At 61.9% G+C, this 23,166-nt stretch carries 21 protein-coding genes and 1 pseudogene; 17 read left to right on the top strand and 5 right to left on the bottom strand.

Features of this window, described 5'->3' with window-relative positions; all coding sequences use genetic code 11:
• Positions 1-100: 100 nt before the first annotated feature.
• From HCN58_RS04820 to HCN58_RS04810, 3 genes are all read left to right on the top strand, one after another.
• A complete protein-coding gene (locus tag HCN58_RS04820) occupies positions 101-1,420 on the top strand; it encodes a sulfite oxidase (RefSeq protein ID WP_171578218.1) in 1,320 nt (439 codons plus the stop codon).
• Positions 1,420-1,767, top strand: a complete 348-nt coding sequence (locus HCN58_RS04815; RefSeq protein ID WP_171578217.1) for a hypothetical protein — start codon at positions 1,420-1,422, stop codon at positions 1,765-1,767. The genes HCN58_RS04820 and HCN58_RS04815 overlap by 1 nt, the downstream gene beginning before the upstream one ends.
• 238 nt (positions 1,768-2,005) lie before the next feature.
• A complete protein-coding gene (locus tag HCN58_RS04810) occupies positions 2,006-2,218 on the top strand; it encodes a hypothetical protein (protein ID WP_171578216.1) in 213 nt (70 codons plus the stop codon).
• Between the two features lie 309 nt (positions 2,219-2,527).
• Here HCN58_RS04810 and HCN58_RS04805 read toward each other — a convergent pair whose 3' ends face one another.
• The gene (locus tag HCN58_RS04805) at positions 2,528-3,481 is read right to left on the bottom strand and encodes a cyclase family protein (RefSeq protein ID WP_171578215.1); all 954 of its coding nucleotides are present in this window, start codon (positions 3,479-3,481) and stop codon (positions 2,528-2,530) included.
• Between the two features lie 210 nt (positions 3,482-3,691).
• Here HCN58_RS04805 and HCN58_RS04800 point away from each other — a divergent pair.
• Positions 3,692-4,781: pseudogene (locus HCN58_RS04800) on the top strand (TRAP transporter substrate-binding protein).
• 41 nt (positions 4,782-4,822) lie between these two features.
• Here HCN58_RS04800 and HCN58_RS04795 read toward each other — a convergent pair.
• Both HCN58_RS04795 and HCN58_RS04790 read right to left on the bottom strand, forming a co-directional pair.
• The gene (locus HCN58_RS04795; RefSeq protein WP_171578214.1) at positions 4,823-5,251 is read right to left on the bottom strand and encodes a hypothetical protein; all 429 of its coding nucleotides are present in this window, start codon (positions 5,249-5,251) and stop codon (positions 4,823-4,825) included.
• A 96-nt stretch (positions 5,252-5,347) separates the two neighbouring features.
• Entirely contained in the window at positions 5,348-6,094 is a 747-nt protein-coding gene (locus HCN58_RS04790) for a cupin domain-containing protein (protein WP_235983378.1), read from the bottom strand.
• Between the two features lie 1,054 nt (positions 6,095-7,148).
• On the opposite strand from HCN58_RS04790, the gene HCN58_RS04785 reads away from it, so the two are divergent.
• From HCN58_RS04785 to HCN58_RS04760, 6 genes are all read left to right on the top strand, one after another.
• Entirely contained in the window at positions 7,149-7,856 is a 708-nt protein-coding gene (locus tag HCN58_RS04785; RefSeq protein ID WP_171578213.1) for a TetR/AcrR family transcriptional regulator, read from the top strand.
• Positions 7,853-8,638 carry an HlyD family secretion protein gene (locus tag HCN58_RS04780; RefSeq protein WP_171578212.1) on the top strand — a complete coding sequence of 262 codons (786 nt, stop codon included), beginning with the start codon at positions 7,853-7,855 and terminating at the stop codon, positions 8,636-8,638. The genes HCN58_RS04785 and HCN58_RS04780 overlap by 4 nt, the downstream gene beginning before the upstream one ends.
• On the top strand, positions 8,635-9,579 hold the full coding sequence (locus tag HCN58_RS04775; protein ID WP_171578211.1) for an ABC transporter ATP-binding protein: 945 nt from the start codon (positions 8,635-8,637) through the stop codon (positions 9,577-9,579). The genes HCN58_RS04780 and HCN58_RS04775 overlap by 4 nt, the downstream gene beginning before the upstream one ends.
• The gene (locus HCN58_RS04770; RefSeq protein WP_171578210.1) at positions 9,576-10,742 is read left to right on the top strand and encodes an ABC transporter permease; all 1,167 of its coding nucleotides are present in this window, start codon (positions 9,576-9,578) and stop codon (positions 10,740-10,742) included. Before HCN58_RS04775 ends, HCN58_RS04770 begins: the two co-directional genes overlap by 4 nt.
• A gap of 204 nt (positions 10,743-10,946) precedes the next feature.
• The gene (locus HCN58_RS04765; RefSeq protein ID WP_171578209.1) at positions 10,947-12,257 is read left to right on the top strand and encodes an adenylate/guanylate cyclase domain-containing protein; all 1,311 of its coding nucleotides are present in this window, start codon (positions 10,947-10,949) and stop codon (positions 12,255-12,257) included.
• Positions 12,258-12,269: 12 nt separating this feature from the next.
• Positions 12,270-13,187: a PhzF family protein gene (locus tag HCN58_RS04760; protein ID WP_171578208.1), complete on the top strand. Its 918-nt coding sequence runs from the start codon at positions 12,270-12,272 to the stop codon at positions 13,185-13,187.
• A gap of 104 nt (positions 13,188-13,291) precedes the next feature.
• On the opposite strand, the gene HCN58_RS04755 is transcribed toward HCN58_RS04760, so the two are convergent.
• Complete coding sequence (locus tag HCN58_RS04755; RefSeq protein WP_171578207.1) at positions 13,292-13,756, bottom strand: DUF488 domain-containing protein; 465 nt, start codon at positions 13,754-13,756, stop codon at positions 13,292-13,294.
• A gap of 145 nt (positions 13,757-13,901) precedes the next feature.
• Here HCN58_RS04755 and HCN58_RS04750 point away from each other — a divergent pair, with 145 nt between their 5' ends.
• The gene (locus tag HCN58_RS04750; RefSeq protein WP_171578206.1) at positions 13,902-14,870 is read left to right on the top strand and encodes a Bug family tripartite tricarboxylate transporter substrate binding protein; all 969 of its coding nucleotides are present in this window, start codon (positions 13,902-13,904) and stop codon (positions 14,868-14,870) included.
• Positions 14,871-14,878: 8 nt separating this feature from the next.
• Here the strand turns inward: HCN58_RS04750 and HCN58_RS04745 are convergent, their stop codons facing one another.
• On the bottom strand, positions 14,879-15,703 hold the full coding sequence (locus tag HCN58_RS04745; RefSeq protein ID WP_171578205.1) for a DUF72 domain-containing protein: 825 nt from the start codon (positions 15,701-15,703) through the stop codon (positions 14,879-14,881).
• Positions 15,704-15,957: 254 nt separating this feature from the next.
• Between HCN58_RS04745 and HCN58_RS04740 the strand changes: the two genes are divergently transcribed.
• From HCN58_RS04740 to HCN58_RS04715, 6 genes are all read left to right on the top strand, one after another.
• A complete protein-coding gene (locus HCN58_RS04740) occupies positions 15,958-16,758 on the top strand; it encodes a Crp/Fnr family transcriptional regulator (RefSeq protein ID WP_171578204.1) in 801 nt (266 codons plus the stop codon).
• Positions 16,759-17,288: 530 nt separating this feature from the next.
• Positions 17,289-18,725, top strand: coding sequence for an ABC transporter substrate-binding protein (locus HCN58_RS04735; protein ID WP_171578203.1), 1,437 nt, complete (start codon positions 17,289-17,291; stop codon positions 18,723-18,725).
• Between the two features lie 18 nt (positions 18,726-18,743).
• Positions 18,744-19,748, top strand: coding sequence for an ABC transporter permease (locus tag HCN58_RS04730; protein ID WP_235983376.1), 1,005 nt, complete (start codon positions 18,744-18,746; stop codon positions 19,746-19,748).
• A gap of 14 nt (positions 19,749-19,762) precedes the next feature.
• Complete coding sequence (locus HCN58_RS04725; protein ID WP_235983375.1) at positions 19,763-20,623, top strand: ABC transporter ATP-binding protein; 861 nt, start codon at positions 19,763-19,765, stop codon at positions 20,621-20,623.
• A gap of 126 nt (positions 20,624-20,749) precedes the next feature.
• A complete protein-coding gene (locus HCN58_RS04720) occupies positions 20,750-22,117 on the top strand; it encodes an arylsulfatase (RefSeq protein ID WP_171578202.1) in 1,368 nt (455 codons plus the stop codon).
• 134 nt (positions 22,118-22,251) lie between these two features.
• Entirely contained in the window at positions 22,252-23,130 is an 879-nt protein-coding gene (locus tag HCN58_RS04715) for a formylglycine-generating enzyme family protein (RefSeq protein ID WP_171578632.1), read from the top strand.
• Positions 23,131-23,166: the final 36 nt, after the last annotated feature.

Here is a 23,166-nt window from a genome sequence, read left to right as displayed (position 1 = left end):
TCTTGCAGCAAGGCCGCAAAACGCGAATACTCCCGCCAGCCGGTTTCCCGAACGGAACTGCGGCCAAAAAGCCCGGCATAGGGCAACGAAGGAGGATATCATGGCGCGGGAGTCCAGGCGCGATGCGCCCAACGGCAACAACTTCGATACCAACCGGCGCAGGTTTTTGGGCAGTTCAGGGCTGGCTGCGATCGGCGCGGTGATAGGCGGCGCCATGCCATTCTCTCGCAACGACAGCGGCATTCCCAAGGCTCACGCGCAGACCGCTCCGCCCGCCGCGCCCCCATCGGCTGCCGCGCCCGCGCCGGCGAAGGGACCGCAGTACCTGAAATTCCCCGGCAAGCACGAAGGCCTCGTCGTGCTCGGCGAAAAGCCGCTGGTCGCCGAGACGCCCGAAAGCCTGCTCGACGATGACACCACGCCGATCGAGAAGTTTTACATCCGCAACAATGGGCAGATCCCCGAGGAGGCGAAGGATCCCGACTCCTGGAAAATCACCATCGACGGCGAGGTCAACAACAGACTCGAGATCACGGTCGGCGAGTTGAAATCGAAATACAAGGCGGTGACGCGGCGCATGGTGCTGGAGTGCGGCGGCAACGGCCGCGCAGGCTTCTCGCCGCCGGCGCGCGGCAACCAGTGGACCAATGGCGGCGCCGGCTGCGCCGAATGGACCGGCATTCCGCTCGCCGATCTGCTCAAGAAGGCCGGGTTGAAGCCATCCGCAAAATACACCGCCCATTATGCGGCCGACCTGCATCTGTCGGGCGACGCCAATAAGCCCAGCATCTCGCGCGGCGTGCGGTTGGAAAAGGCAATGGACCCGAATACGATGATCGTGTGGGGCATGAACAGCCAGCCGCTGCCGAACATCCATGGCGGGCCGGTGCGGCTGATCGTGCCGGGCTGGGCAGGTTCTGCCTCGCAGAAATGGCTGACGCGCATCACCATCCGCGACCGCGAGCATGACGGCCCCGGCATGACGGAGTTTTCCTACCGCACGGCGATCAAGCCGATGGTGCCCGGCGGCAAGGCCGACCCGGCGAACTTCCGCATCCTGGAATCGATGCCGGTGCGCTCGATCATCACCAATCCCGCGAACGGGGCGAAGTTCGCGGCCGGCACCAAGGAGCTGAAACTGCGCGGCGCGTCCTGGGCCGGCGATCTCACTGTCAAGCAGGTGGATATCTCCACCGATTTCGGCGCGAGCTGGCAGCGGGCCACGCTTGAAAAGCCGAAGAACAAGTATGACTGGCAGCGCTGGACCGCGACCCTGAAACTGCCGAGTGACGGCTACTTCGAGATCTGGGCGCGCGCCACCGATTCCAAGGGCGCGATGCAGCCGCATCAGTCCGGCTTCTGGAATCCGCAAGGCTATGGCGGGAACGCCATGCACCGCATCGCCGTGCTGGTCGGTTGATGCAGCGCTTTGCGTGGTTCGTGGTGGCCGGCGCGCTTTGGATGGCGCCGGCCGTGGCGCAAATCGGCTTCACGCCGCGTGACGAAAGTCCGGAGGAGTTTGCCGCAGGACCCGGCCGCGATGAAGCCTTCTACGCCTGCACCGCCTGCCATGGTTTCCGCCTGGTGGCGCAGCAGGGCATGACGCGCGCGCAGTGGGAGGATTCGATCAATTTGATGATCCGCCGCCACAACATGCCGCCGCTCGACGACAAGGATCGCGAAAAGGTGCTGAACTATCTCGAGACAGCCTATCCGCCGCGCGCGCCGGCCGGCCGGGGAGGCTGGGTGAACCCGTTTGCGAGGTGAGCGCTCGCGACTCACACTTTGCCCAGCGATCTCGCAGCATCGATGATTCGCCTGGTTCGGCGGACATGCGTATTTGATATCACAGCCATGTGATTGCGCCGCGCATTTTGCGCGGCGAGGTGCAAAATTGATGCATGATTGCGAGGTATTTGGTCTCGCATTTGCTGACACCAATACCTATCTCTCGAGTCAGGGAAGGAAATTCGCCCAGGGACAACTCCGATTAAGGGAGCCATCCATGGCGAACGTACTCACCACTGGGGCCTGGTTTTCTGCCCCGACCAGAAAACCCTCGTTTTTCAACCGATTGTTGCGCGTTCAAATCGAAGCCCGTCAGCGACGGGCTGACCGCGTCGTTGAGCAGCACCTTGCCGCCCGCGGGTTCAAGCTGACTGACGACGCCGAGGGTCAGACCGGGCGTCTGCTCACCAAGCCGGGCCGGCAGCCATGATCACACTCATTCTCGTGCACTCGGCAAGCAGGCTCGCTCGTCTTAGCAAGGAGGTTGTTGCGGCGTGGCACGAAGCTCAGCGCCTTCGTCGTCTCCTTCCCGGCCCGACCGAGGAGTAGTCCGTTGGCGTGAACAGGACGCGCCGAACCAAAAATCTCGAGCCTCGGTTCTGGTTCGATCAGCAGGCGTAGCCCGGATGAGCGACTTGTCCGCCGTAGCTCGAAAAGCGAAGGCGGAAGCGACATCCGGGTCTGGGCCCCGCATATCGCTTCGCCAATGCGGCTACTTGCCACCAGTGGTCATAAGCCGCTACCTCACGGCGATCGGTGAGACCGTGGAGCCCGAGCCGCCCTGAATCTTGAGCGGCTGCATTACAAAAGCGAATTCTCCGACGCCCTTTTGCGCGAGCTCGTCGAGCTTGAGGTTCTCCAGGAGATGGATTCCGTTCACCACGAGCGCGATCTGGTGCACGGGCAGTGACAATTGCTTGTCGGGGTTGGGCGCGACTTCGACTGGCCAGTTGTCGGCGCCGAGCAGCATCGGGTCCTTTGTGGCAAGCCAGAGCGCGGCCTGCACGCCGATGCCCGGGCAGGATTTCACGTAGCGCGGGTTGTCCTTGCCGTAGAGCTTGCCCCATCCGGTATGGATGATCACCGCGTCGCCGGGCTGCAGCGTCAAGTTTTGCTTCTTCAGAGCGCCCTCCAGATCGTCCACCGTGATTTCGTAATTGTCGCCCAGCATCTCAACGCCCTTGAAACCCGCAACGTCGATTAGGACGCCGCGCGTGAACAGCGCACCCACATTATGGATGCCGAACTTCTTGAAGCCGGTGCGATCTGTATTCTCGTCGACCTTCTGGCAATTGTACCAGCTATTGAGATGGGTCTGGTGCGCAAAGCCGTCGAACTGCGTGCCGACCTGGCCGAGCTCGGTGATGATAATCTCTTCGTTCGAGCCGCGCATGTTGGAGAACTGGTTCATGAACGTGCGCTTGGTATGCATGTCGAAGCGCCGCGTTCCGAAGAACGCCATGTTGGGACCAAGCACATGCGCCAGCTCGATCACCTCGCCGTTCCTGATCAGCTTCGCGGCGTTCAACACGGCCGCCGGCTTCTGGTGATTGGCCGAACCGCGCTCGTCGGCGGCGCCCCACTTCGATGGACAGCGTTGGCTTTCGGACGGGACCGTCCAGGTTGGTGCTTGCGCGTAGGCCGCAGCGGAAAATGCAAGCGTGATCACCGCACTCCATGTGAAAGCTTTCATCTGTAACCTCCCAGGAGAGGGCGCTCTGGAGACGGCGCCCCCCGGACAAATAATGCTGGTCCGATTGAGGCGGTTCAAGCGGCAATCTGCCTGATCACGGTGAGGTTGTTCTTCCACGCATGCCTCGAAGTCCGTTATGGTGAGGTCAAACGGGGGGAAGGCCCTTTGCGCCCACGCCAATCGACTTTCATTTTAGGGAGTAAGCACAGTATGAAACGCCGTACGTTCCTCAAAGGCAGCGCTGTGGTCGGCGCGACGACGCTGGTTGCGGCGCCTGCGATCGCGCAAGGTGCGCCCGAGATCAAGTGGCGTTTGACCTCGAGCTTTCCGAAATCGCTCGAAACCATCTTCGGCACGGCGCAGACTTTCGCGAAGTACGTGGCTGATGCCACCGACAACACGTTTCAGATCCAGACCTTTGCGGCGGGCGAGATCGTGCCCGGCTTGCAGGCCCTCGATGCGGTGAGCGTCGCGACCGTCGAGATCGCGCAGACGCCGCTCTATTTCTATATCGGCAAGGAGCCGGCCCTGGCCTATGCGACGGGCGCGCCCTTTGGCATGAACCATCGCCATCAGCATTCCTGGTGGACGTTCGGCGGCGGCGCTGATCTCTGCAATGAAGCGCTGAAGCCCTTCAATGCGCATGCGATTCTGTGCGGCAATTCCGGCACGCAAATGGGGCGGCTGGTTCCGCAAGGAGATCAAGACCGTCGACGATCTCAAAGGCCTTAAGTTCCGCATCGCAGGCATGGGCGGCCATGTGCTCGCAAGGCTCGGTGTCGTGCCGCAGCAGATCGCGGGCGGTGACGTATATCCAGCGCTCGAGCGAGGGACGATCGATGCCGCGGAGTTCGTCGGTCCCTATGACGATGAGAAGCTCGGCTTCTACAAGGTGGCGAAGTACTACTACTTCCCCGGTTGGTGGGAAGGTGGGGCGATGCTGCACATGGTCGTAAACGAAGAGAAGTGGAATGCGCTTCCCAAGCCATACCAGGCGGTCCTCAACCAGGCCGGTTCGGCGGCAGGCGCGTGGATGATCGAAAAATACGACAGCGTCAATCCTGCGTCCCTGAAGCGGCTCGTCGCCAACGGGGCGGAGCTGCGTGCGTTTCCGCAGCCGGTCATGGAAGCCTGCTACAAGGCCACGCAAGACCATTTGAACGAAATTGCCGAGAAGAGCCCGCTGTTCAAGAAGACAAAGGAGAGCCACGACGCGTACATGAAGGAAGTGCTGTTCTATACGCAGATCGCGGAAAACTATTACGACAACTACCTGCTCGGCAAAATGCGCAAGGGGTGAGTGTGTAAAGATCAGGCTCGCTTCCGTTGCGATCCTGATCGTCAGGCCGACGTGGCACTTATATAGGGAATGCTGCTCACCACAGCGGCCAGCAGGACTGTGTTGGACAGCATGCCGCCCCAATGCAGTTGGCGGAGCCGGCGCACCGCAGCGGCGTCGCCGGCATCCCGGGCGCTAAGCTGGGCATCCCACTGCCGCAAGAACCAGCCGCGCCCCCAGATCGCGACCGCCGCGATTAACGCGATTCCAAAGGCGAAAACCGGCCGACCGGCCGTGGCAAAGGCCACCATCCCGATGAGAGCGGCAATGCGCAACATCAGAAAATGGGCATTGAACATGCCGCGCAACAATTGCGCGACAGGCGGGATGTCGAGCTTCACCAGCAGAAAGGCAGGCGAGGCCAGAAAAAAATAGCCCATCGGAAAAAGCAGGATGACAATGGCAGCTAAGGCGATTCCGTCTGATGTCATGCGGTCACCCCTTCTTTCCCTCGGGCGAGGGCCGTTCCGGCGACACTTTGTAATGATACCGCGGACGTTCTTCGACACTATTGGGCTTTGGTCGGATCAGCCGCGCTTCCCGCCAATCGAGATGAAGGCCATGAGACAGGGCTCCGGCAACGGATTGCGCCAGCGATGGCGCGTACCGTTTTGCACAATGCAATCGCCCTGGCGCAAATGCACCTTCTGCCCGTCGTCCAATTCCAGCGTCATCTCGCCGCGAACCACGACGCCATAATCGATGGTGTCGGTCGTGTGCATGCCCGGAGCTTCGCGCTCGAAATGGTCGCCCATGCCGGGGACCTTTTCCGACAATTCTCTCAGCGCGCTCTCGAACGTCACGCCGGGCGGCGGCTTGTAGCCTTCGGGACGCCTGGGCGGATAAGAAATCAGGCGAAACATCGTGCCGCCTGGGTCGGGAAACGCTTTCGTCGATTTGAGCATCGGGTCCGGCTCCTGGCCGGTGAGCGCTGGCACGCCTTCTGTCATGTAGAGTTCATAGAAAGTCAGCCCCGGATTGGTATCGATCTCCACCACCTTGGGCGTGATGTCAAAGGACTTGAACACCGACTTGCCGGCCTCATTGCGGCCAGTCAGCGCCCGCTTTGGCGGTGGCAACTCGCTCGCATCTTTCGCGACAGCGGTCTGCGGCATCGCCAAGGCGGCGCCGCCGGCCATGGCGGAGAGCGCCTGCAGCAGTCGTCGCCGATCGCCGCCCTCAATTCGTTCGGAAGAAAGCTCCGCGTCATCAGCGGATTTGCTCTTGCCCCGCGGCCACCAGTCGCGAGAGAACCTTGCTGCGAACCTGCCCATCTGCGTTCTCCGTTGCAACCTGCAAATCAGCCCACCGCTACAAGCAGGGAATGAATGGCAGGCTGCTCGCAACTGTAGCAAGGCCAAGGACGTTGGCCAGACTACTTCCGGCTAGCTCATCAAACAGATTCAACCTGATTTGGGTCGTCCAGTCGTGTTCGCAAATATATTCCCCTTGTTCGCGACCCCAAATCACTGGCTATTTCCGCGCCGTCCCGTCTCGAAAAGAGGGGCGTATCGCGGTCGTCACGAACGCGAGGCGGGATGCGGTGGACGCGAGGGCGTCGGCGCGCAAAGTGGGCGCGCAAGATGAACGACGCTATTGCGTACGGCAAACCGTGTGGTCCCGACACCCGTGGCTGGTGCCAAGCTGCCGGTGGCGAATTTGATCCAACCGGATCGATGAGCCATCAAGCCGGCAGCGACGGAGGCAAGAGGAATTCCTCTCCGGGGAGAGCGCGGCATAAGCCGTCAAACCATTGCGCAGGGAATGCCGGAGTGCCTCGGCTGTACCTGTATGCTCGTGTGCGCATCTCTTAGCGCCTTTGCACACGAGACCGCGGGTGCAGCAAGCACCCGGCATTCCCTGCACCCTCCGATTTTGGGGAGGGGACATCAAGACGCAAACCTCGGGCGCGATGCGTCGCGAGAACGCCGATACGCATTCGCCCGTCATCGTCCGCGAAGGCGGACGATCCAGTATTCCAGAGACATTGATGATCAAACTCATAGAGCGGCAGCGTACTGGATGCCCGCCTTCGCGGGGCATGACGACTCGTTGTGGCGCTTCGGTGCTTCACTGTCATTGCGAGCGCAGCGAAGCAATCCATTGCCGCCTTATGCGCGGAGAGATGATTGCTTCGTCAGCTCCTCGCAATGACCTGGAAACGCCATAGCGACATCCCGCTGCATGGGATGTGACGCTTCTTTGGCGAGACGCAAAATCCCCCGCGAAGCGGCGCGATCGGCCGTTTGCAGCGACGCTCACGCCCATGTGAAAGGCCACTTCCAGTGGCGGATTGACAGTGACTGACCGGTCAGTCATAAATTAAGCATGACAAGTGAAGCTACCAAAGCCGCCAGGAAACCAGCTCCGAAGCCGGCCAATCGCCGGACCGGAGCGAGGGCGCCGACGTCCCCTAAGCCGAAGCCGGCCTCCAACCGAGCCCAGCGGGCGGCCGAGCGGCGCGGCGCCATTATCGCGGCGGCGATGGATGAGTTCATTGCGCGCGGGTTTGCGGCGACACGCCTCGACGACATCGCCAAGCGCGCCGGGGTCGCCAAGGGCACGATCTACCTGCACTTCAAGGACAAGGAATCGATGTTCGAGGAGCTGATCCGGACCGCCATCGTGCCGCTGGTCACCCGCCTCTGGGCGACACCGCCGCAGCCCGGGGCCTCGGTGCGCGACATGGTGGAGGGGTTTGCCAAAACCTTCATCGAGGAGGTGGCCACGACACGGCGCGGCGACCTTGTGCGGCTGATCGTCGCCGAAGGCCCGCGATTTCCTGCAGTAGCGGACTTCTATTACCGCGAAGTGGTGTCGCGAGGCCTCGCGGGCATGCGTGCGCTGATCGAACTCGGCATCGCGCGCGGCGAGATCCAACACAAGAACCTGGCGCGGTTTCCGCAAATCATGGTGGCGCCCGCGCTCATCGCCGTGATCTGGCAGAGCCTTTTCAGCAGACATGCGCCACTGGATGCGCTCGAAATGTTCCGGGTGCATCTCGATCTGATTTTTGGCGAACGGAGAACAGCATGACTTCGTCGCGAACGATAACGATCCTGGTCGCACTGGCGCTGGCCGCCGTGCTCGGTGGTTGCAACGAGCGCAGGGATCCGGGCTTCCAGGGCTGGGTCGAGGCCGACATGATCTTCGTCAGCCCCGACGAAAGCGGCCGTGTCACCAAACTCAACGTGCGCGAGGGCGACGAGGTGAAGCCCGGCATGCAGCTCTATACGGTCGACGACGATTTGCAGCAGGCCGACCTCAATCAGAACAAGGCGACGCTCGCCAATGCGCAGCAGACCTATGACCGCGCCGCGTCACTGAGCAAGACCGGCTCCGGCACGCAGGCCAACCTCGATTCGGCAACCTCGGCGTTGCGCGTCGCGGAAGCCCGCGTCAATACTTCCCAGACCCGGCTGGCGCGGCGGAGCGGCTTTGCGCCGGTCGGCGGCACCATCCAGCAGATCTATTTTCGCGAGGGCGAAATGGTGCCGGCGCAGCGGCCGGTGCTGTCGATCATGCCGCCCGGTAACATGAAGCTGCGCTTCTTCGTGCCGGAGACGGAACTGCCGAAGCTTGCGATCGGTGACGAGGTGAGGGTGACGTGCGACAATTGCGCGGCCGACCTGACGGCGAAGATCTATTTCATCGCGACGACGGCGGAATATACACCACCGGTCATCTACAGCCTCGATGAGCGCAACAAGCTGGTCTACCTGATCCAGGCGCGGCCGAGCCGGCCCGACGTGCTGCGTGTCGGCCAGCCGATCAGCGTGTTCCTCAATCCCCGGACGCCAGTGGCGGACAAGCGATGAACACAGTGCCTGCATCAAGCCCGGATATCGCCATCAATGTCGAGGGCCTGTCAAAATCGTTCGGCGGCCGCGAAGTCGTGCATGATCTCTCGATGCAGGTGAAGCGCGGCTCGATCTACGGCTTCCTCGGTCCGAACGGCTCCGGCAAGACCACCACCATCCGCATGCTGTGCGGGCTGTTGACGCCCGATGCCGGCGAGGGCACTTGCCTCGGTTACGACATCCGCCGCGACGCCGACAAGATCAAGCGGCAGGTCGGCTATATGACCCAGCGCTTCAGCCTGTATCAGGACCTCTCGGTGCGCGAGAACCTGGAATTCGTCGCCCGGCTCTACGGCCTGCGCGACGCGCGGGGCGCCGCGGCCGACATGATCCAGCGCATCGGCCTGAACGGCCGCGAGGAGCAGCTTGCCGGCGAGCTTTCCGGCGGCTGGAAACAACGCCTGGCGCTCGGCGCCTGCACGCTGCCCAATCCGCGACTGCTGCTATTGGACGAGCCGACCGCCGGCGTCGATCCCAAGGCGCGGCGCGATTTCTGGAATGAGATCCATGCGCTGGCCGCCGAAGGGCTGACGGTTTTGGTCTCCACCCATTACATGGACGAGGCCGAGCGCTGCCACGAGATCGCGTACATTGCCTATGGCCACCTGCTGGCGCATGGCACGGTGGACGAGGTGATCGCGAAATCGGCGTTGTCGACCTGGACAGTTTCCGGCGACGATCTCAACGGGCTTGCCGCCGAACTCGCCGGCAAGCCGGGCGTCGACATGGTGGCGCCGTTCGGCACCAGCCTGCACGTCTCGGGGCGCGACAAATCCGCGCTGGAGGCGACCATCGCGCCTTATCGCGATAAGAGCGGATGGCGCTGGGAGGACAGCGAGCCGTCGCTGGAAGACGTGTTCATCGACCTCATGAACCGCTCAAAGGATAATTTCCAATGAGTGCAACCGATGCTGCCAGCCAAAATCGCGACGTGCCGGAGCCGGCCTTCGGCTTCTGGCGGCGCAGCTTTGCGATGCTGGTCAAGGAATTCATCCAGCTCCGCCGCGACCGCGTCTCGTTCGCGATGATCGTGATGATCCCGGTGATGCAGTTGCTCCTGTTCGGCTATGCCATCAACACCACGCCCCGCCGTCTGCCGACGGCGGTGCTGATCCAGGAGGACAGCGATCTGGCGCGCTCGGTACTGAAGGCGCTGGAGAATACCAGCTATTTCCGCTTCACCCGCGAAGTACACAGCGTCGCCGAATTCGACGATCTCCTGCAGTCGGGCAAGGTGCTGTTCGGGGTCGAGATCCCGCGCGGCTTCGAGCGCGCGGTACGGCGCGGCGACCGTCCGGCGCTGCTCGTCGCCGCCGACGCCACCGATCCGGTCGCGGCCGGCTCGGCACTCGGCGCGCTTGGAATGGTAATGCAGACCGCGCTCGCGCACGACCTTCACATCGGCGATCCGCCCGCGATGCCGTTCGAGATCAGAGCGCATGCCCGCTACAACCCGGCCGCGGAATCGCGGCTCAACATCGTGCCGGGCCTGGTCGGCACCATCCTGACCATGACCATGCTGATCTTCACCGCGCTATCGGTGACGCGCGAAATTGAACGCGGCACCATGGAGAGCCTCTTGTCGATGCCGATCAAGCCGGTGGAGGTGATGTTCGGCAAGATCATTCCCTACGTGATCGTCGGTTTCGTGCAGGCCTTGCTGATCGTCAGCATCGGGGTCCTGTTGTTCGGCGTACCGATTCTCGGCAGCGTGGTGCTCTTGGCGTTGCTGACTACGCTGTTCATCACCACCAATTTGTCGATCGGCTACACCTTCTCCACCATCGTGCAGAACCAGTTGCAGGCAATGCAGATGTCGATGATGTTCTTCCTGCCCAGCATTCTGTTGTCCGGATTCATGTTTCCGTTCGCGGGCATGCCGGTCTGGGCGCAATACCTCGGCGAGGGCCTGCCGCTGACCCATTACATCCGCATCGTCCGCGCCATCATGCTGAAAGGCGCCGCTCCCTCCAACCTGCAATACGACACGATTGCACTCATTGCACTGATGCTGATTGCGATGACGATCGCGGTGACACGCTTCCGTCGCACGCTCGATTGAGGTTATAAGTGCTGGCAGCAAGAAGGTTGTGCGGTGGGTCCATTCGTCATTGCGAGCGAAGCGAAGCAATCCATGCTTCTTCAACGGGGCAATGGATGCTTCGCCGAGCCTGCCATCGGGCGCCGCTTTGCGCCGACCTGTTGGCTCGCAATTACGGAGAAGCCCAGGCGTCGTCCATACGCGTCCGGGATAGCAGGTGAGGCGATGGCTGGGTTCTGGGGCAAAGGGAAGAGCGACCAAGATTCGGGGGTATCAGCCGACTTCCAGCGCGCGTTGATGCAGGAAGTGATGACGACCGAGCTGTTGCGTATCAAGGCTCTGATCGCGACCACCGCGCTGCTCGCGATCATCCTGTGGACCATCTATTTCTTCGCATCCGAGGCGGTGAGCCGGGTCTGGCACGGCAATCTGAAGCCGGAATACCTCTATTCGATCATCGGGCCGTTCATCCTGTTCGAGCTGTGGGTGCATAGCCAGATCACCCGCCATATGCGGCAGGGCCGCGACCTGCCGGTGGTCCGGCGCTATATCGGCGCGCTGATCGAGACGTCGATGCCGACCATCGCGCTGGCGCTTCACATCAACAGCATGGGGTCGGTGGCCGCGCTCGGATTCGTGACGCCGATGATCTATTTCATCTTCATCATCCTCTCCACGCTGCGGCTGGATTTCTGGCTCTCGACCTTCACCGGCGCGGTCGCCGCCGTTCAGTTGTTTTGCATGGCGATGTTCTATCATCCGGCTGTCGGCGCAGAGGCCGAACCGCTCTACTATCACGCCGCGCGCAGCCTGATCGTCTTGATCTGCGGCATGCTCGCGGGTGCCGTCGGGCACCAGCTGCGGCGGCAGTTCGAGGCCAGTATCAAGGCGGCGACCGCGCGAGACCGCATCACCAATTTGTTCGGCCAACACGTCTCGCCGCAAGTGGTCGAGCGGCTGATGGCCGAGGGCGTCGGGACCGGGAGCGATATCCGCCGCGTCGCCGTCATGTTCGTCGATTTCCGCAGTTTTACCGCAGGTGCGCGGACGCGCACGCCACAGGAAGTGGTGAACCGGCTCGACGGCGCCTTTGCCGTGCTGGTCGATATTCTCGATCGTCACGGCGGCATCGTGAACAAGTTTCTCGGCGACGGATTTCTGGCGCTGTTCGGCGCGCCGCTCGAGGCGCCGGATCCCGCGCACCGGGCGGTCGCCGCGGCGCGCGAGATGCTGGAAGCCAATGCGCGGATCAACGAGGCGACGAGCTGGCCGCTGCGTATCGGGATCGGCATTCACCTCGGCGAGGTCGTCGCAGGCAATATCGGCTCGCCGCGGCGCAAGGAATACACCGTGATCGGCGATACCGTGAACTTCGCCTCGCGGCTCGAAGCGCTCAACAAGGATTTCAACTCGCAATTCCTGATCTCCGAAGCGGTTCGCGACGCGCTGGGCGAAGCGTGCCGCGATGCCGTATCGCTCGGCGAGGTGGAGGTCAGGGGCTACGAGCGGCCAATGGCCGTGTGGCGGCTGGGATAAGGGAGAGAAGAAATGCAGCGGCGTTACATCACTGTCGACGTTTTCACCGACCGCGCCTTCGGTGGCAATCCGCTTGCCGTGGTGCTCGATGCCGGCGGGCTGTCGACTGAACAGATGCAGGCGATCGCCACTGAGTTCAACTATTCGGAGACGACCTTCGTGCTGCCGCCGCGCGAGCCCGCCCACGACGCGCAGGTTCGTATCTTCACGGTGAACCGCGAAATACCCTTCGCGGGCCATCCTAATGTCGGCACAGCCTTTGTGCTGGCGACGCTGGCGGAAAAAAAGCCACCGGCGCGGCTGTTGCTCGAGGAAAAGGCGGGCCTGGTGCCGGTCGAGATCGTGAGCGAGCAGGGCAGGGTCGTCAGCACGGAATTCACGGCGCCGCAGCCGCTGAAGCGGATGTCGCATGTCAGTGTCGAACAGGCGGCGGCCTGTCTCTCGCTGTCGGCTGGCGACGTCAAGATTGACCGGCATCCGCCGCAGATCATCTCGGTCGGCCTGGCTTTCCTCGCGGTGGAAGTCGCCTCGCGCGAGGCGTTGCGGCGGGCGAGGCCCGATGCCGCGGCGTTCGCAAAAACCTTCCCGTGCGACGGCAGCGACGCCGTCTACTTCTATACGCGCGATGTGCCGGCCGGCGAAGAACCATGCAACTTGCAGGCCCGCATGTTCCACCCCGGCGCCAGCGGATTGTCCGAGGATCCCGCAACAGGCAGCGCGACCGCTGCGGCCGCGGCGCTGCTTGCCGATCTCGACGAAACCAAAGACGGCGAGCTGAAATTGCGGATCGGGCAAGGCGTCGACATGGGCCGGCCGAGTCTATTGCTGACCCGCGTCCGCAAGCAGAATGGCGCGATTGCGTCCATTCACGTCGGTGGCAGCAGCGTGAAGATGATGGAAGGAATGTTGCAGCTCGATCGCGAGGGGTGAGACATCGCCACGTGGTCATTGCCAGCGAAGCGAAGCAATCCATGCCGCCGCGCAAGGAAAGAATGGATTGCTTCGTCGCTTCGCTCCTCGCAATCACGGCTAAGTTAAACCTGCGGCGCGACCAGATTCTCCACCTTCACGCCCTCGCGGTCCTCGATGATCTCGGCGATCCATTGCCGGTGGCAATGCGTGTGATCGCGCTCGTAGCAGAGAATGCACACCGGCCCCGATTGCTTCACCAGCGCCGAGAGCTCGTCGAGCTCCTCCTTGGCCTGCGCCGTCTTCAGATGCTTGGAATAAATCCTATGCAGCAGATCGAACTTGCCGCTCCGCGCCGCCTCGCGGCCCTCCTTCGGCGTCCCGAGCCCCTTCAGGTGCAGGTAGGAAATGCCGCGCTCATCGAGGCCGGCCGCGAGTTGATTCTTCGAGAAGCCCGGCCGCCGCGAGGATGCAACGGCGCGCACGTCAACCAAAAGCTTGACGCCGGCGGCTTCCAGCTCGTCGAGCACCGCCTTGGCCGGCGTCTGCTCATAGCCGATGGTGAAGAGGCGTTTGGTCCTGCGGGCCATGTCGATGTCCAGTGCGCGGGTCTACGCTCAGGGAAGCTAGGGTGGCGCGCGCGTGATTTCCATATCCCGCGTTGCCGCCGGACCTGGCATACCGCATAGTTGTCCGAAAGAGCCTGTCGAAGGCCGCACTTGCAGGGGGAACACCATGAACCAATCTTGCCAGGCGTTCACATGCCTGCTCGCGCTCCTCTTCAGCATTGCCGGGGCGCACGCGCAGTCAGGCTATCCCGACCGTCCGGTGAAGGTCATCGTCCCGATCGGGCCTGGCGGCAGCTACGATCTGGTTGGGCGGCATCTGGCGGACGCGCTGTCGAAGCGGATGGGGCAGGCTTTCGTCGTCGAAAACAAGCCGGGCGCCGGCACCGTCGTCGGCACACAGGCCGCCAGCCAGAGCGAGCCGGACGGATACACGTTGCTGGTCGGCGGGCTCTCCAACATGGCGTTCAATTCGGCGCTATATTCGAAGCTCGGCTACGATCCGCGCAAGGATTTCGTGCCGGTCGCGTTGGTCTACAAGTTCGGTTACGTGATGGTCGGCCGCAAGGATTTGCCGTATGCCAAGCTGGCGGACATCGTCGCTGCAGCAAAGGCCAATCCCGGCTCGATCTCGGTCGCGACGGCGGGCGTCGGCACCGGTCAGCAACTGGTCGCGGCTGCCTTCATGAAGACAGCGGGCGTGAAATTTCAGGAAATACCCTACAAGGGCTCGCCGCCGGCCTTCACCGATCTGCTGGCGGGCCGCATCGACCTGTTCTTCGACTCGATTGCCGCCGGGCTCCCTTACGTGCGCTCGGGGCAGGCAAGGGGCATCGCCGTGCTGTCGTCGAAGCGCAGCCCGCTGGCGCCTGACGTGCCGACCATGTCGGAAGCCGGCGTGCCCGGCCTCGACGTCGATTCCTGGCTCGGCATTTTCGCACCGGCCAAGACGCCGGCGGACGTCATCACAAAACTGCGCCGCGAAATTCGCGCCTCGCTGCCTGAACTCAAGGAGCGTTTCGAGAAGAGCGGCGGTGAGCCGTGGGATCTGCCTGACGACAGGCTCGATGCCTTCGTCGCGTCCGAATACGACAACTGGACGAAACTGATCCGCGAGGCCGGCATCAAGCTAGACTGAATGTTTGATCATTTGACGCGCTCAATCAGCTCCATTGCGCCCGCCGGCGCGCGCACTTTGCCTTCGTGGATCACGTAGGCGAACACGTCGCGCGGCGCCTTCTTCGGCTTGGCCTTGTCGACGCGCGGCAGATCATCGGGCTCGCCGCCCGCGGCCCAGGCCTGAAAGCGTTTCGCCCAGGCATCGAGCTGCTTCGGCGGATAGCAGGTCTTGATCTCGTCATTGCCCTTCTGCAGCCGCGCATAGACGAAATCGCTGACGATGTCGGCAATCGCCGGATATTTGCCGTGCTCGGCGAATACGACAGGCGTTTCGAATTCGCGTAGCAAGGCGATGAATTCCGGCACGCAGAAACTGTCGTGCCGCACCTCGACCGCGTGGCGCAGTGCACGGCCGTCGAGTTTGCGCGGCAGGAGTTCGAGGAATTTTCCGAAATCGGCCCCGTCGAATTTTTTGGTCGGCGCGAACTGCCAGAGCACCGGACCGAGCCGGTCGCCGAGCTCGATCACGCCGGAATCGTAGAAGCGCTTTACGGAATCGCCGGCTTCCGCCAGCACACGGCGATTGGTCGCGAAGCGCGGTCCCTTCAACGAGAACACGAAGCCGTCGGGCACTTCACGCGCCCATTTGCGAAAACTCTCCGGCTTCTGCGAGCCGTAGTAGGTGCCGTTGATCTCGATCGAAGTCAGTTTCGACGCGGCGTAGGACAGCTCCTTCGCCTGCGCGAGTTTCTCGGGATAAAATACGCCGCGCCATGGCTCGAAGGTCCAGCCGCCGATGCCGATATAGATGTTGCCGCTGCTGTTTGCGGTCGATTTCGAGGACTTGCTCACTGGAAGACTCTTCGGAAAGGGGGAGGGCTCCGAGCCATGTTAACCAACTAGACCCCGATTAGCCAGTTTGTCACACTGGCGACAAGCTCTCGGAAATACGGGAAAGTCACGGAGTGCGATGGCCCGATCTATGGACATGGAAGTTCCTTCATCGGAGAATTGGCGTGCCTCTTGCAGAGCTTACGGGGACCGGAGCGAGGCTCCGTCTGGATCGACGCAACACGGGATGTAGTTTGGCTTCGAGCGGATCAATAATGAGCAAGCACCACCCGTCGCAATCCGCGTCTGCTCTCGGCAAGCCCGGTGCACCCGCGCAGTTCGGCGCGCTCTTGATGACCGACAGTGGGACGCAGCGGAGCGGTCCACCATACCTGTTCAGCGGACTGTCGGAATCTGAAATCGCGCACGTGTTGGGTTCGGGAAAACGCAGGGTGCTCTACCGCGGCGCGCAACTGTTCAGCCAAGGCAGTCCGCAAGACGGCATCTTCCTGATCGAGAGCGGCCGCATCAAGGTGTTCTACACCGCGCCCTCGGGGCGCGAGATCACGCTGGCTTACTGGCACTCAGGAAATTTCGTCGGGGGTCCGGAAGTTTTCAAGCAAGGCCTGCACGTTTGGTCAGGAGTCGCTGCCGTCAACAGTACGGTGCTGCATTTGCCGGGCGACGTGCTGCGGCGGATGGTGATGACGATCCCCGCGCTCGCGATCGGCATCATCGAGGGCCTCAGCTTCAAGGGGCAATGCTATTCGGCGCTGGCGCAGATGCTCGGCACGCGCTCGCCCACCGAACGGCTCGCGCAACTTTTGCTGCACCTGATGAATCTCTATGGCGTGGAAGAGCGCGACGGGGCGTTGATCGCCGCATCGTTCACCCACGCCGACCTCGCGCATATGACGGGCGTGACGCGCCAGTCCGTCACCATCAGTCTCAAGCGATTTACAGAGCTTGGTATCCTCACCGCGCACGGCTCCAACCTTGTGATCAAGAACGCGGACATGCTGAGCGACATCCGCGATGGCAAGCTCGCCAAGCCCGCGGCGTCGGACGAGGCCTGAGGGCTGGCGCCGCTCGCCAAGTCCACTTCATGCGCGGCGTAACCGTCGATGCCGGGCCGATTCCGTGCCTTGGAGCGTCCGGGGCTGAATTCAGCTGACTAATTTGTAGCCAAGGCGCTCACCCGATAGCCAATCCAGGCAGCATTCCTGTCCATTAATTGAGCAACGGGATATTTCTTCGCAATACGTTGCTCGCTTCGCACGATCGTCGTTTCCGATTCAAAGACCGCCGTTCAGAGTTTGTCTACCGGACGTCTCAAGCGGCCGGGATCGAAGCAAACGAGTTCACGGCAAATGACGTCTAGCCCCTTCATTTACGTTGCAGTTCGCGAACCGGGTCATCGCGAACAAGAGCCGCTGCAGGTCGTCAGGAGGGCTCCCCGTGGCATGTCGCTTGCACCATCAAACCATCAGGCCAGTCAATTTGCTCAGCGCCGAGCGACTCAGCCGCCCTTCGTGATGGCCGCCGGGGCGCCTCGCATGGGCACTGCACAAAATCCAGCACAGTTCGGTTCGAAAGGATTTGTCTAATGAGCGTCGGCCCTGCGTCCAAACTTTCTGGCTTCCTTCCCTTGCTGGTCGCTGCAACCGTCGGGTTGGTACCTGTGACGGCGAGCGCGGAGACCCTCGAAATCGGCATCGGCACACAGAACACGACGACCAATACGGTAACGGGTGGTGTTGTTCTGAAGGAGCTCGGCCTGCTCGAGAAGCACTTGCCCAAGACCGGCAAGTACAAGGATTTCCAGTACAAGCTGAGCTGGCAGAACGCGACGTCGGGCCCGCCGATCACCAACGGCATGATGGCCAACAATATCCAGATCGGCATGATGGGTGACTATCCGTTGATGGTGAATGGCGCCACCGGACAGGCCACCAAGAACGAAACCCAGCTCGTCGCCATCATCGCCTATAACGCCGTCGGCGGCGGCAACGGTATCGTTGTTCATAAGGACTCGCCGTTCTATGAACTCGGCGATCTCAAGGGCAAGAACGTCTCGGTGCCGTTCGGCTCCGCTGCGCACGGCATGATGCTAACATCGTTGCAGAAGCGCGGTCTGCCGCCGGACTTCTGGAATCTGGTGTCGCAATCGCCGGAAGTCGGCAGCACCAATTTGCAGGAAAAACGCATCGACGCGCATGGCGACTTCGTGCCGTTCGCCGAATTGCTGCCGTTCAAGGGCTTTGCACGCAAGATCTATGATGGCGCGGAGACTAAAACGCCGACATTCCACGGCGTCGTCGTGCGCAAGGATTTTGGCGAGAAGTATCCGGAAATCGTCGTGGCCTACATCAATGCGCTGATGGAGGCGAACGAGTGGATGCGCAAAAATCCGAAGCTCGCAGCCGAAAAAATCGAGGAGTGGACCAAGATCAACAAGGAAGTGGTCTACATCTTTCTGGGTCCGGGCGGCGTGCATACGCTTGACGCGACTATCAAGCCGCAGTGGGTCGACTCCGTCGGCGCGAACTATGCGATTCTGCAGAAACTGAACATGATCAAAGAGCTGAATATCGGCGCCTGGGTCAACGACAAATATGTTCGACAGGCCTTCAAGGAGCAGGGGCTCGACTACGACAAACAGCTTGCTTCGTTCGATACCTATAACGTCGGCGGCACCGATCCGATCTGCAACGCGCCGGTCAATGACCCCAAGAAGACCGGGGAGATCTGGATCCAGGGCGGCGATATCGTGCCATTCAGCTCGCCGGTTTGCACGCTACTCGGCGTGAAGAAATACGGCGCCGAAGGCAAGAAGTTCAACGCCGTCTACCTGGTCGATCGCCAGCTCGGCATCAAGGTGTTCGCCGACGCCGCCTTCTATTCCGTCGGCGGTAGCGACCCGAAGAAGCCGGATGTGGTGCCCTTCCTGCTGAAGAAGGATGCGGAAGCCTACGCGTCCAAGAACGGTGCCAAGCTGGCGACCTATGCCGAAGTGCTCGGCGCGATCAACGTCGGACAATAGGGTGGACTGATGGGCAGCATGGCACGCGCGAAGGTCGTAGCGTTATCGATGGTGGACAAGCATCCCGAACCTCAGCCGCTGCTGGCCGTGAAACTATCCCCAGCGGAAAATCCCACGGCGGAAGCTGGGGCTGACGCAGCTGCGCCAATCAACTCCTCTGCACTTCCGGCGCCGGAGCCAGAAGTCGTTCCGACGGTGTCGTTGACGAAGGTGTTTCGAAACCTGCTGGCGCAGATTACCCGTGAGCGCATCACCACCGCCGCACTCGCCTGCGTTTCGATCGGCGCCCTGTTCCTGTTCTGGTATATCGGGACGAAGTACCGAGTCGAGTTCTACATCCGCTTCAAGAACGTTCCGACGCCGTATGAAGTGTTTCAGCAACTGACGCAGGTCGGGCTGTCGAACAAGTACCTGGTCAATATTGCCATCAGCGTGCGGCGCATTCTGCTCGGTTTCTTCATCGCGATGGCGATCGGCGTGCCGCTCGGGCTCGCGATCGGAAAATATCAGCGCGTGCGCGACCTGTTCATGCCTGTCGTCGAGATCCTGCGGCCGATTCCGGCGATCGCCTGGGTTCCGATGTCGATCATGCTGTGGCCGAACAACGAGGCCAGCATCGTCTTCATCACCTTCATCGGCGCGTTCTTTCCTATCCTGCTCAATACCATCCACGGCGTTCATTCGCTGGACGGTGTGTTGATCCGCGCGGCGAAATGCCTCGGCGCAAGTGAATTCCGTCTCTTCCTCAACGTCATCCTGCCGGGCTCGCTGCCGCATATCTTCACGGGTCTTGCGGTCGGTATGGGCGTGGCGTGGGTCTCGCTGATTGCGGCCGAGATGATCTCGGGCCAGTTCGGCGTCGGTTACTTCACCTGGGAAGCCTATTCGCTGGTGGACTATCCCGCGATCGTGCTCGGCATGATCACCATCGGCTTTCTCGGACTGGCCTGTAGCGGCATCATCCGGATGGTTGGCAGCCTGCTGATGCCGTGGCTCGCGTTCGCACCCGGAGGCAAGCGATGATAATGGCGACAGCAATGGCCGAAACCCAGAAGGGCTTGATCGACGTACGCGACATGGGCGTGACGTTCGGCGCCAACGATAATAAGATTATCGCCGTCGACAACGTATCGCTCAATGTCCAGCCGGGCGAGTTCGTCTCGCTGATCGGGCCCTCCGGTTGCGGCAAGTCGACCTTGCTCAGCATCGTCGCCGGCTTCGTCAAGCCGACGAGCGGCGACGCGAAGCTCGACGGCAACGCGATCACCAAACCCGGTTCGGATCGTGGCGTGGTGTTCCAGCAATATTCGCTGTTTCCATGGCTATCGGTTCGCAAGAACGTCGAGTTCGGCCTGAAGATGGCCGGCCTCGAGCAAAGCAAGCGGAACACCACGGCGCGGGCGCTGCTCGATCTCGCGGAGCTCTTGTCATTCGAGAACCATTATCCGGACCAGCTCTCCGGCGGCATGAAGCAGCGCATCGGCATCGTCCGCGCGCTGGCGACCAGCCCGCAGGTGCTTTTGATGGACGAGCCGTTCGGCGCACTGGACACGCAGACGCGCGTGGTGATGCAGGAAATCCTGACCAACATCTGGCAGCAGTTCAAGATTTCGGTGCTGTTCATCACACACGACATCGAGGAATCGATTTTCCTCTCCGACCGCATCTACGTCATGACGGCGCGGCCCGGCCGCATCAAGGCGGAAATCAAGGTGCCGCTGCCGCGTCCGCGCCGGGCCGAGATGACCGACACGCCGGAATTCATGAACCTGGTGCAGGAGCTCAAGGGCCTGATCCGCGAGGAATCGCTGGCTGCCATGGCTCCGGAGATCAAGGATCGAGGCCTTTCAGGCTTTGGAATGAAAGTGGGACCGAAAGGAGTGGGCGACATCTTCTAACATCCGTTTGAACGTCGCGGCCGGACAGGCGCGAAACACCAAATCAACGACAGCAACCAAGGAGAGACGCGAACCGGCGTGCGCGTCAACGATGACCCGCGCCTGCGTCATAGATCGGAGAATTCAATGGCAAAGAAACCCAACATACTGTTTTTTCACGTCGACAACCTCGGCATGGGCGAGCTCGGCTGTTACGGCGGCGGCATTTTGCGCGGCGCCGATACCAAGCGCATGGATAGTTTCGCCAAGCAAGGCGTCAAGCTGACGCATTACGTCGTCGAACCGCAGTGCACGCCGACCCGCTCGGCGCTGATGACCGGCCGCTTCCCGATCCGTTCGGGCAATCACACCATAGCACTCGGCGGCAATGGCGGCGGCATCGTCAAGTGGGAGCGCACCATCGGCTCGATCCTCTCGGAAGCCGGCTACACCACCTCGATCTACGGCAAGTGGCACATCGGCGCCGAAGACGGCCGCTTCCCGACCGACCACGGTTTTGATGAATGGTACGGGCCGCTGCGTACCTACGACGAGTGCATGTGGCTCACTGATCCGCACTACGTAGCGGAGCGCGACGGCTTCTCGCACATGCATGAGGGCGTCAAGGGCAAGGGTGCATGGCCGCTTCTGGACGAGCAGCTCACCATGGAGACCAAGAAGACCTGCGACCTCGAGTACCAGAAGCGCGCCATCAAGTTCATGGAGAAATCAGTCAAGGCGGACAAGCCGTTCTACTGCTACTTCAACCACTCGCTGATGCACTTCCCGATGAGCCCGCGCGACGAATTCGTCGGCAAGAGCACCAACGGCGACTGGGGCGACTGCCTCTTGATGCTTGACCACGATTTCGGCGTGCTGCTCGACAAGCTCGATGAACTCGGCGTGGCCGACAACACCATCGTCGTGATGTGCGGCGACAATGGCGCCGAGGATCATCTGGCCGGCCGCGGCACCGGCGGCTTCTTCGACGGTTCCTACTTCAGCTCTGCCGAAGGCGGTATCCGCACGCCGCTCTTGATCCGCTGGCCGAACCACATTCCGGCAGGCGTTGAAAGCAACGAGATGGTTCATGTCACCGACATGTTCACCACGCTGTTGTCGATGACCGGATGCCGGGCGCCCGCGGATCGTCTGATCGACGGCGTCGACCAGAGCCCGTTCTTCCTCGGCAAGCAGCCAACCTCCAACCGCGAGTCCTGTATCGTCTGGCTCAAGGATGAGCTGCACGCTGTGAAGTGGAAGGACTTCAAGATCAACTTCAAGCGGCAGCAGCATTTCCACGATCCGGAGCTGCCGCTCGGCTTCGCCCGCATCACGCATCTGCAGGAAGACCCGAAGGAGCGTGAAGCCGTCAACCAGCGCTACGTGCGCTGGTGGGTAATGCAGCACGCCCAGCGCATCATCAGGGACTTCGAGGAGAGTGCGAAGAAGGAGCAGCTGATTCCGCCGGGAGCGCCGCTCGACTTCGTGCCCAAGCAGCACGCCAAGGCGTGAACGCAATGACTGCACCGACGAGAGCGGAAACGATCGCACTGGGTGCAGCCGGCAATCGCCGGGGAGAGGGCTGCTGCGCTCTCTCCGGCAAGGCCACGGCGGGCAACTTGCCCGGCGCGGCCAAGCTTGAATCCATGAAGTGGATTTCCGGCGGCGGTTTCTTGATGGGTTCCAACAGCTTCTATCGGGAAGAACGCCCGGTTCGTCCGGCCGTCGTCGAGGGCTTTTGGATGGACATTTACCCGGTCACCAACGGCGAATTCCGCAAATTCGTCGAGGCGACGGGATACGTCACTTATTCCGAACGTCCGCCGGACGCGGCGATGTATCCCGACGCGGACCCAGCGCTGCTGGTTCCGGGCTCGCTGGTCTTCGTCAAACCGGATCGTCCGGTCAGCCTGCGCAACAATCTCGCCTGGTGGGAGTATCGGCCCGGTGCGGACTGGCGCCATCCAGAAGGGCCTGACAGTTCAATTGTTGCCGGCCGTGACGATCATCCTGTCGTTCACGTCGCCTATGAAGATGCGCTCGCCTATGCCGCGTGGTGCGGCAAGGAGTTGCCGACCGAAGCGGAGTGGGAATTTGCCGCCCGCGGCGGCTTGGAAGGCAAGGCCTATCCGTGGGGCGACGCCGCCAATCCCGAGGGACGGTTCTTGGCCAATACCTGGCAGGGCCGCTTCCCTCACGAGAATCTCGCCGAGGATGGCTACGAGGGCACTTCGCCGGTCGACGCGTTTCCGGCCAATGGCTACGGCCTGTTCGACATGGTGGGCAACGTCTGGGAATGGACGTCGAGCCCATATGACGCCGCGCCGGATCAATTGCTGCAATCCTGCTGCCATCCGAACGCTGGCGATGACACGACCACGCGCCGCGTGGTGAAGGGCGGCTCGCATCTTTGTGCACCCAACTATTGCCTGCGCTACCGGCCGTCGGCGCGTCAGGGCGAAACGGTCGATTCCTCCACCTGTCACATCGGATTCCGCTGCGTCGTGCGTAAACCGCCGGGCTGATCAGCCTGCAGCTTTTCAACGAACAGCCAACGTCTT

It is taken from the genome of Bradyrhizobium australiense, from assembly GCF_013114825.1.
In the GTDB taxonomy this organism is placed as follows: Bacteria; Pseudomonadota; Alphaproteobacteria; order Rhizobiales; family Xanthobacteraceae; genus Bradyrhizobium; species Bradyrhizobium australiense.
This window is presented reverse-complemented; position numbering and strand designations above follow the sequence as displayed.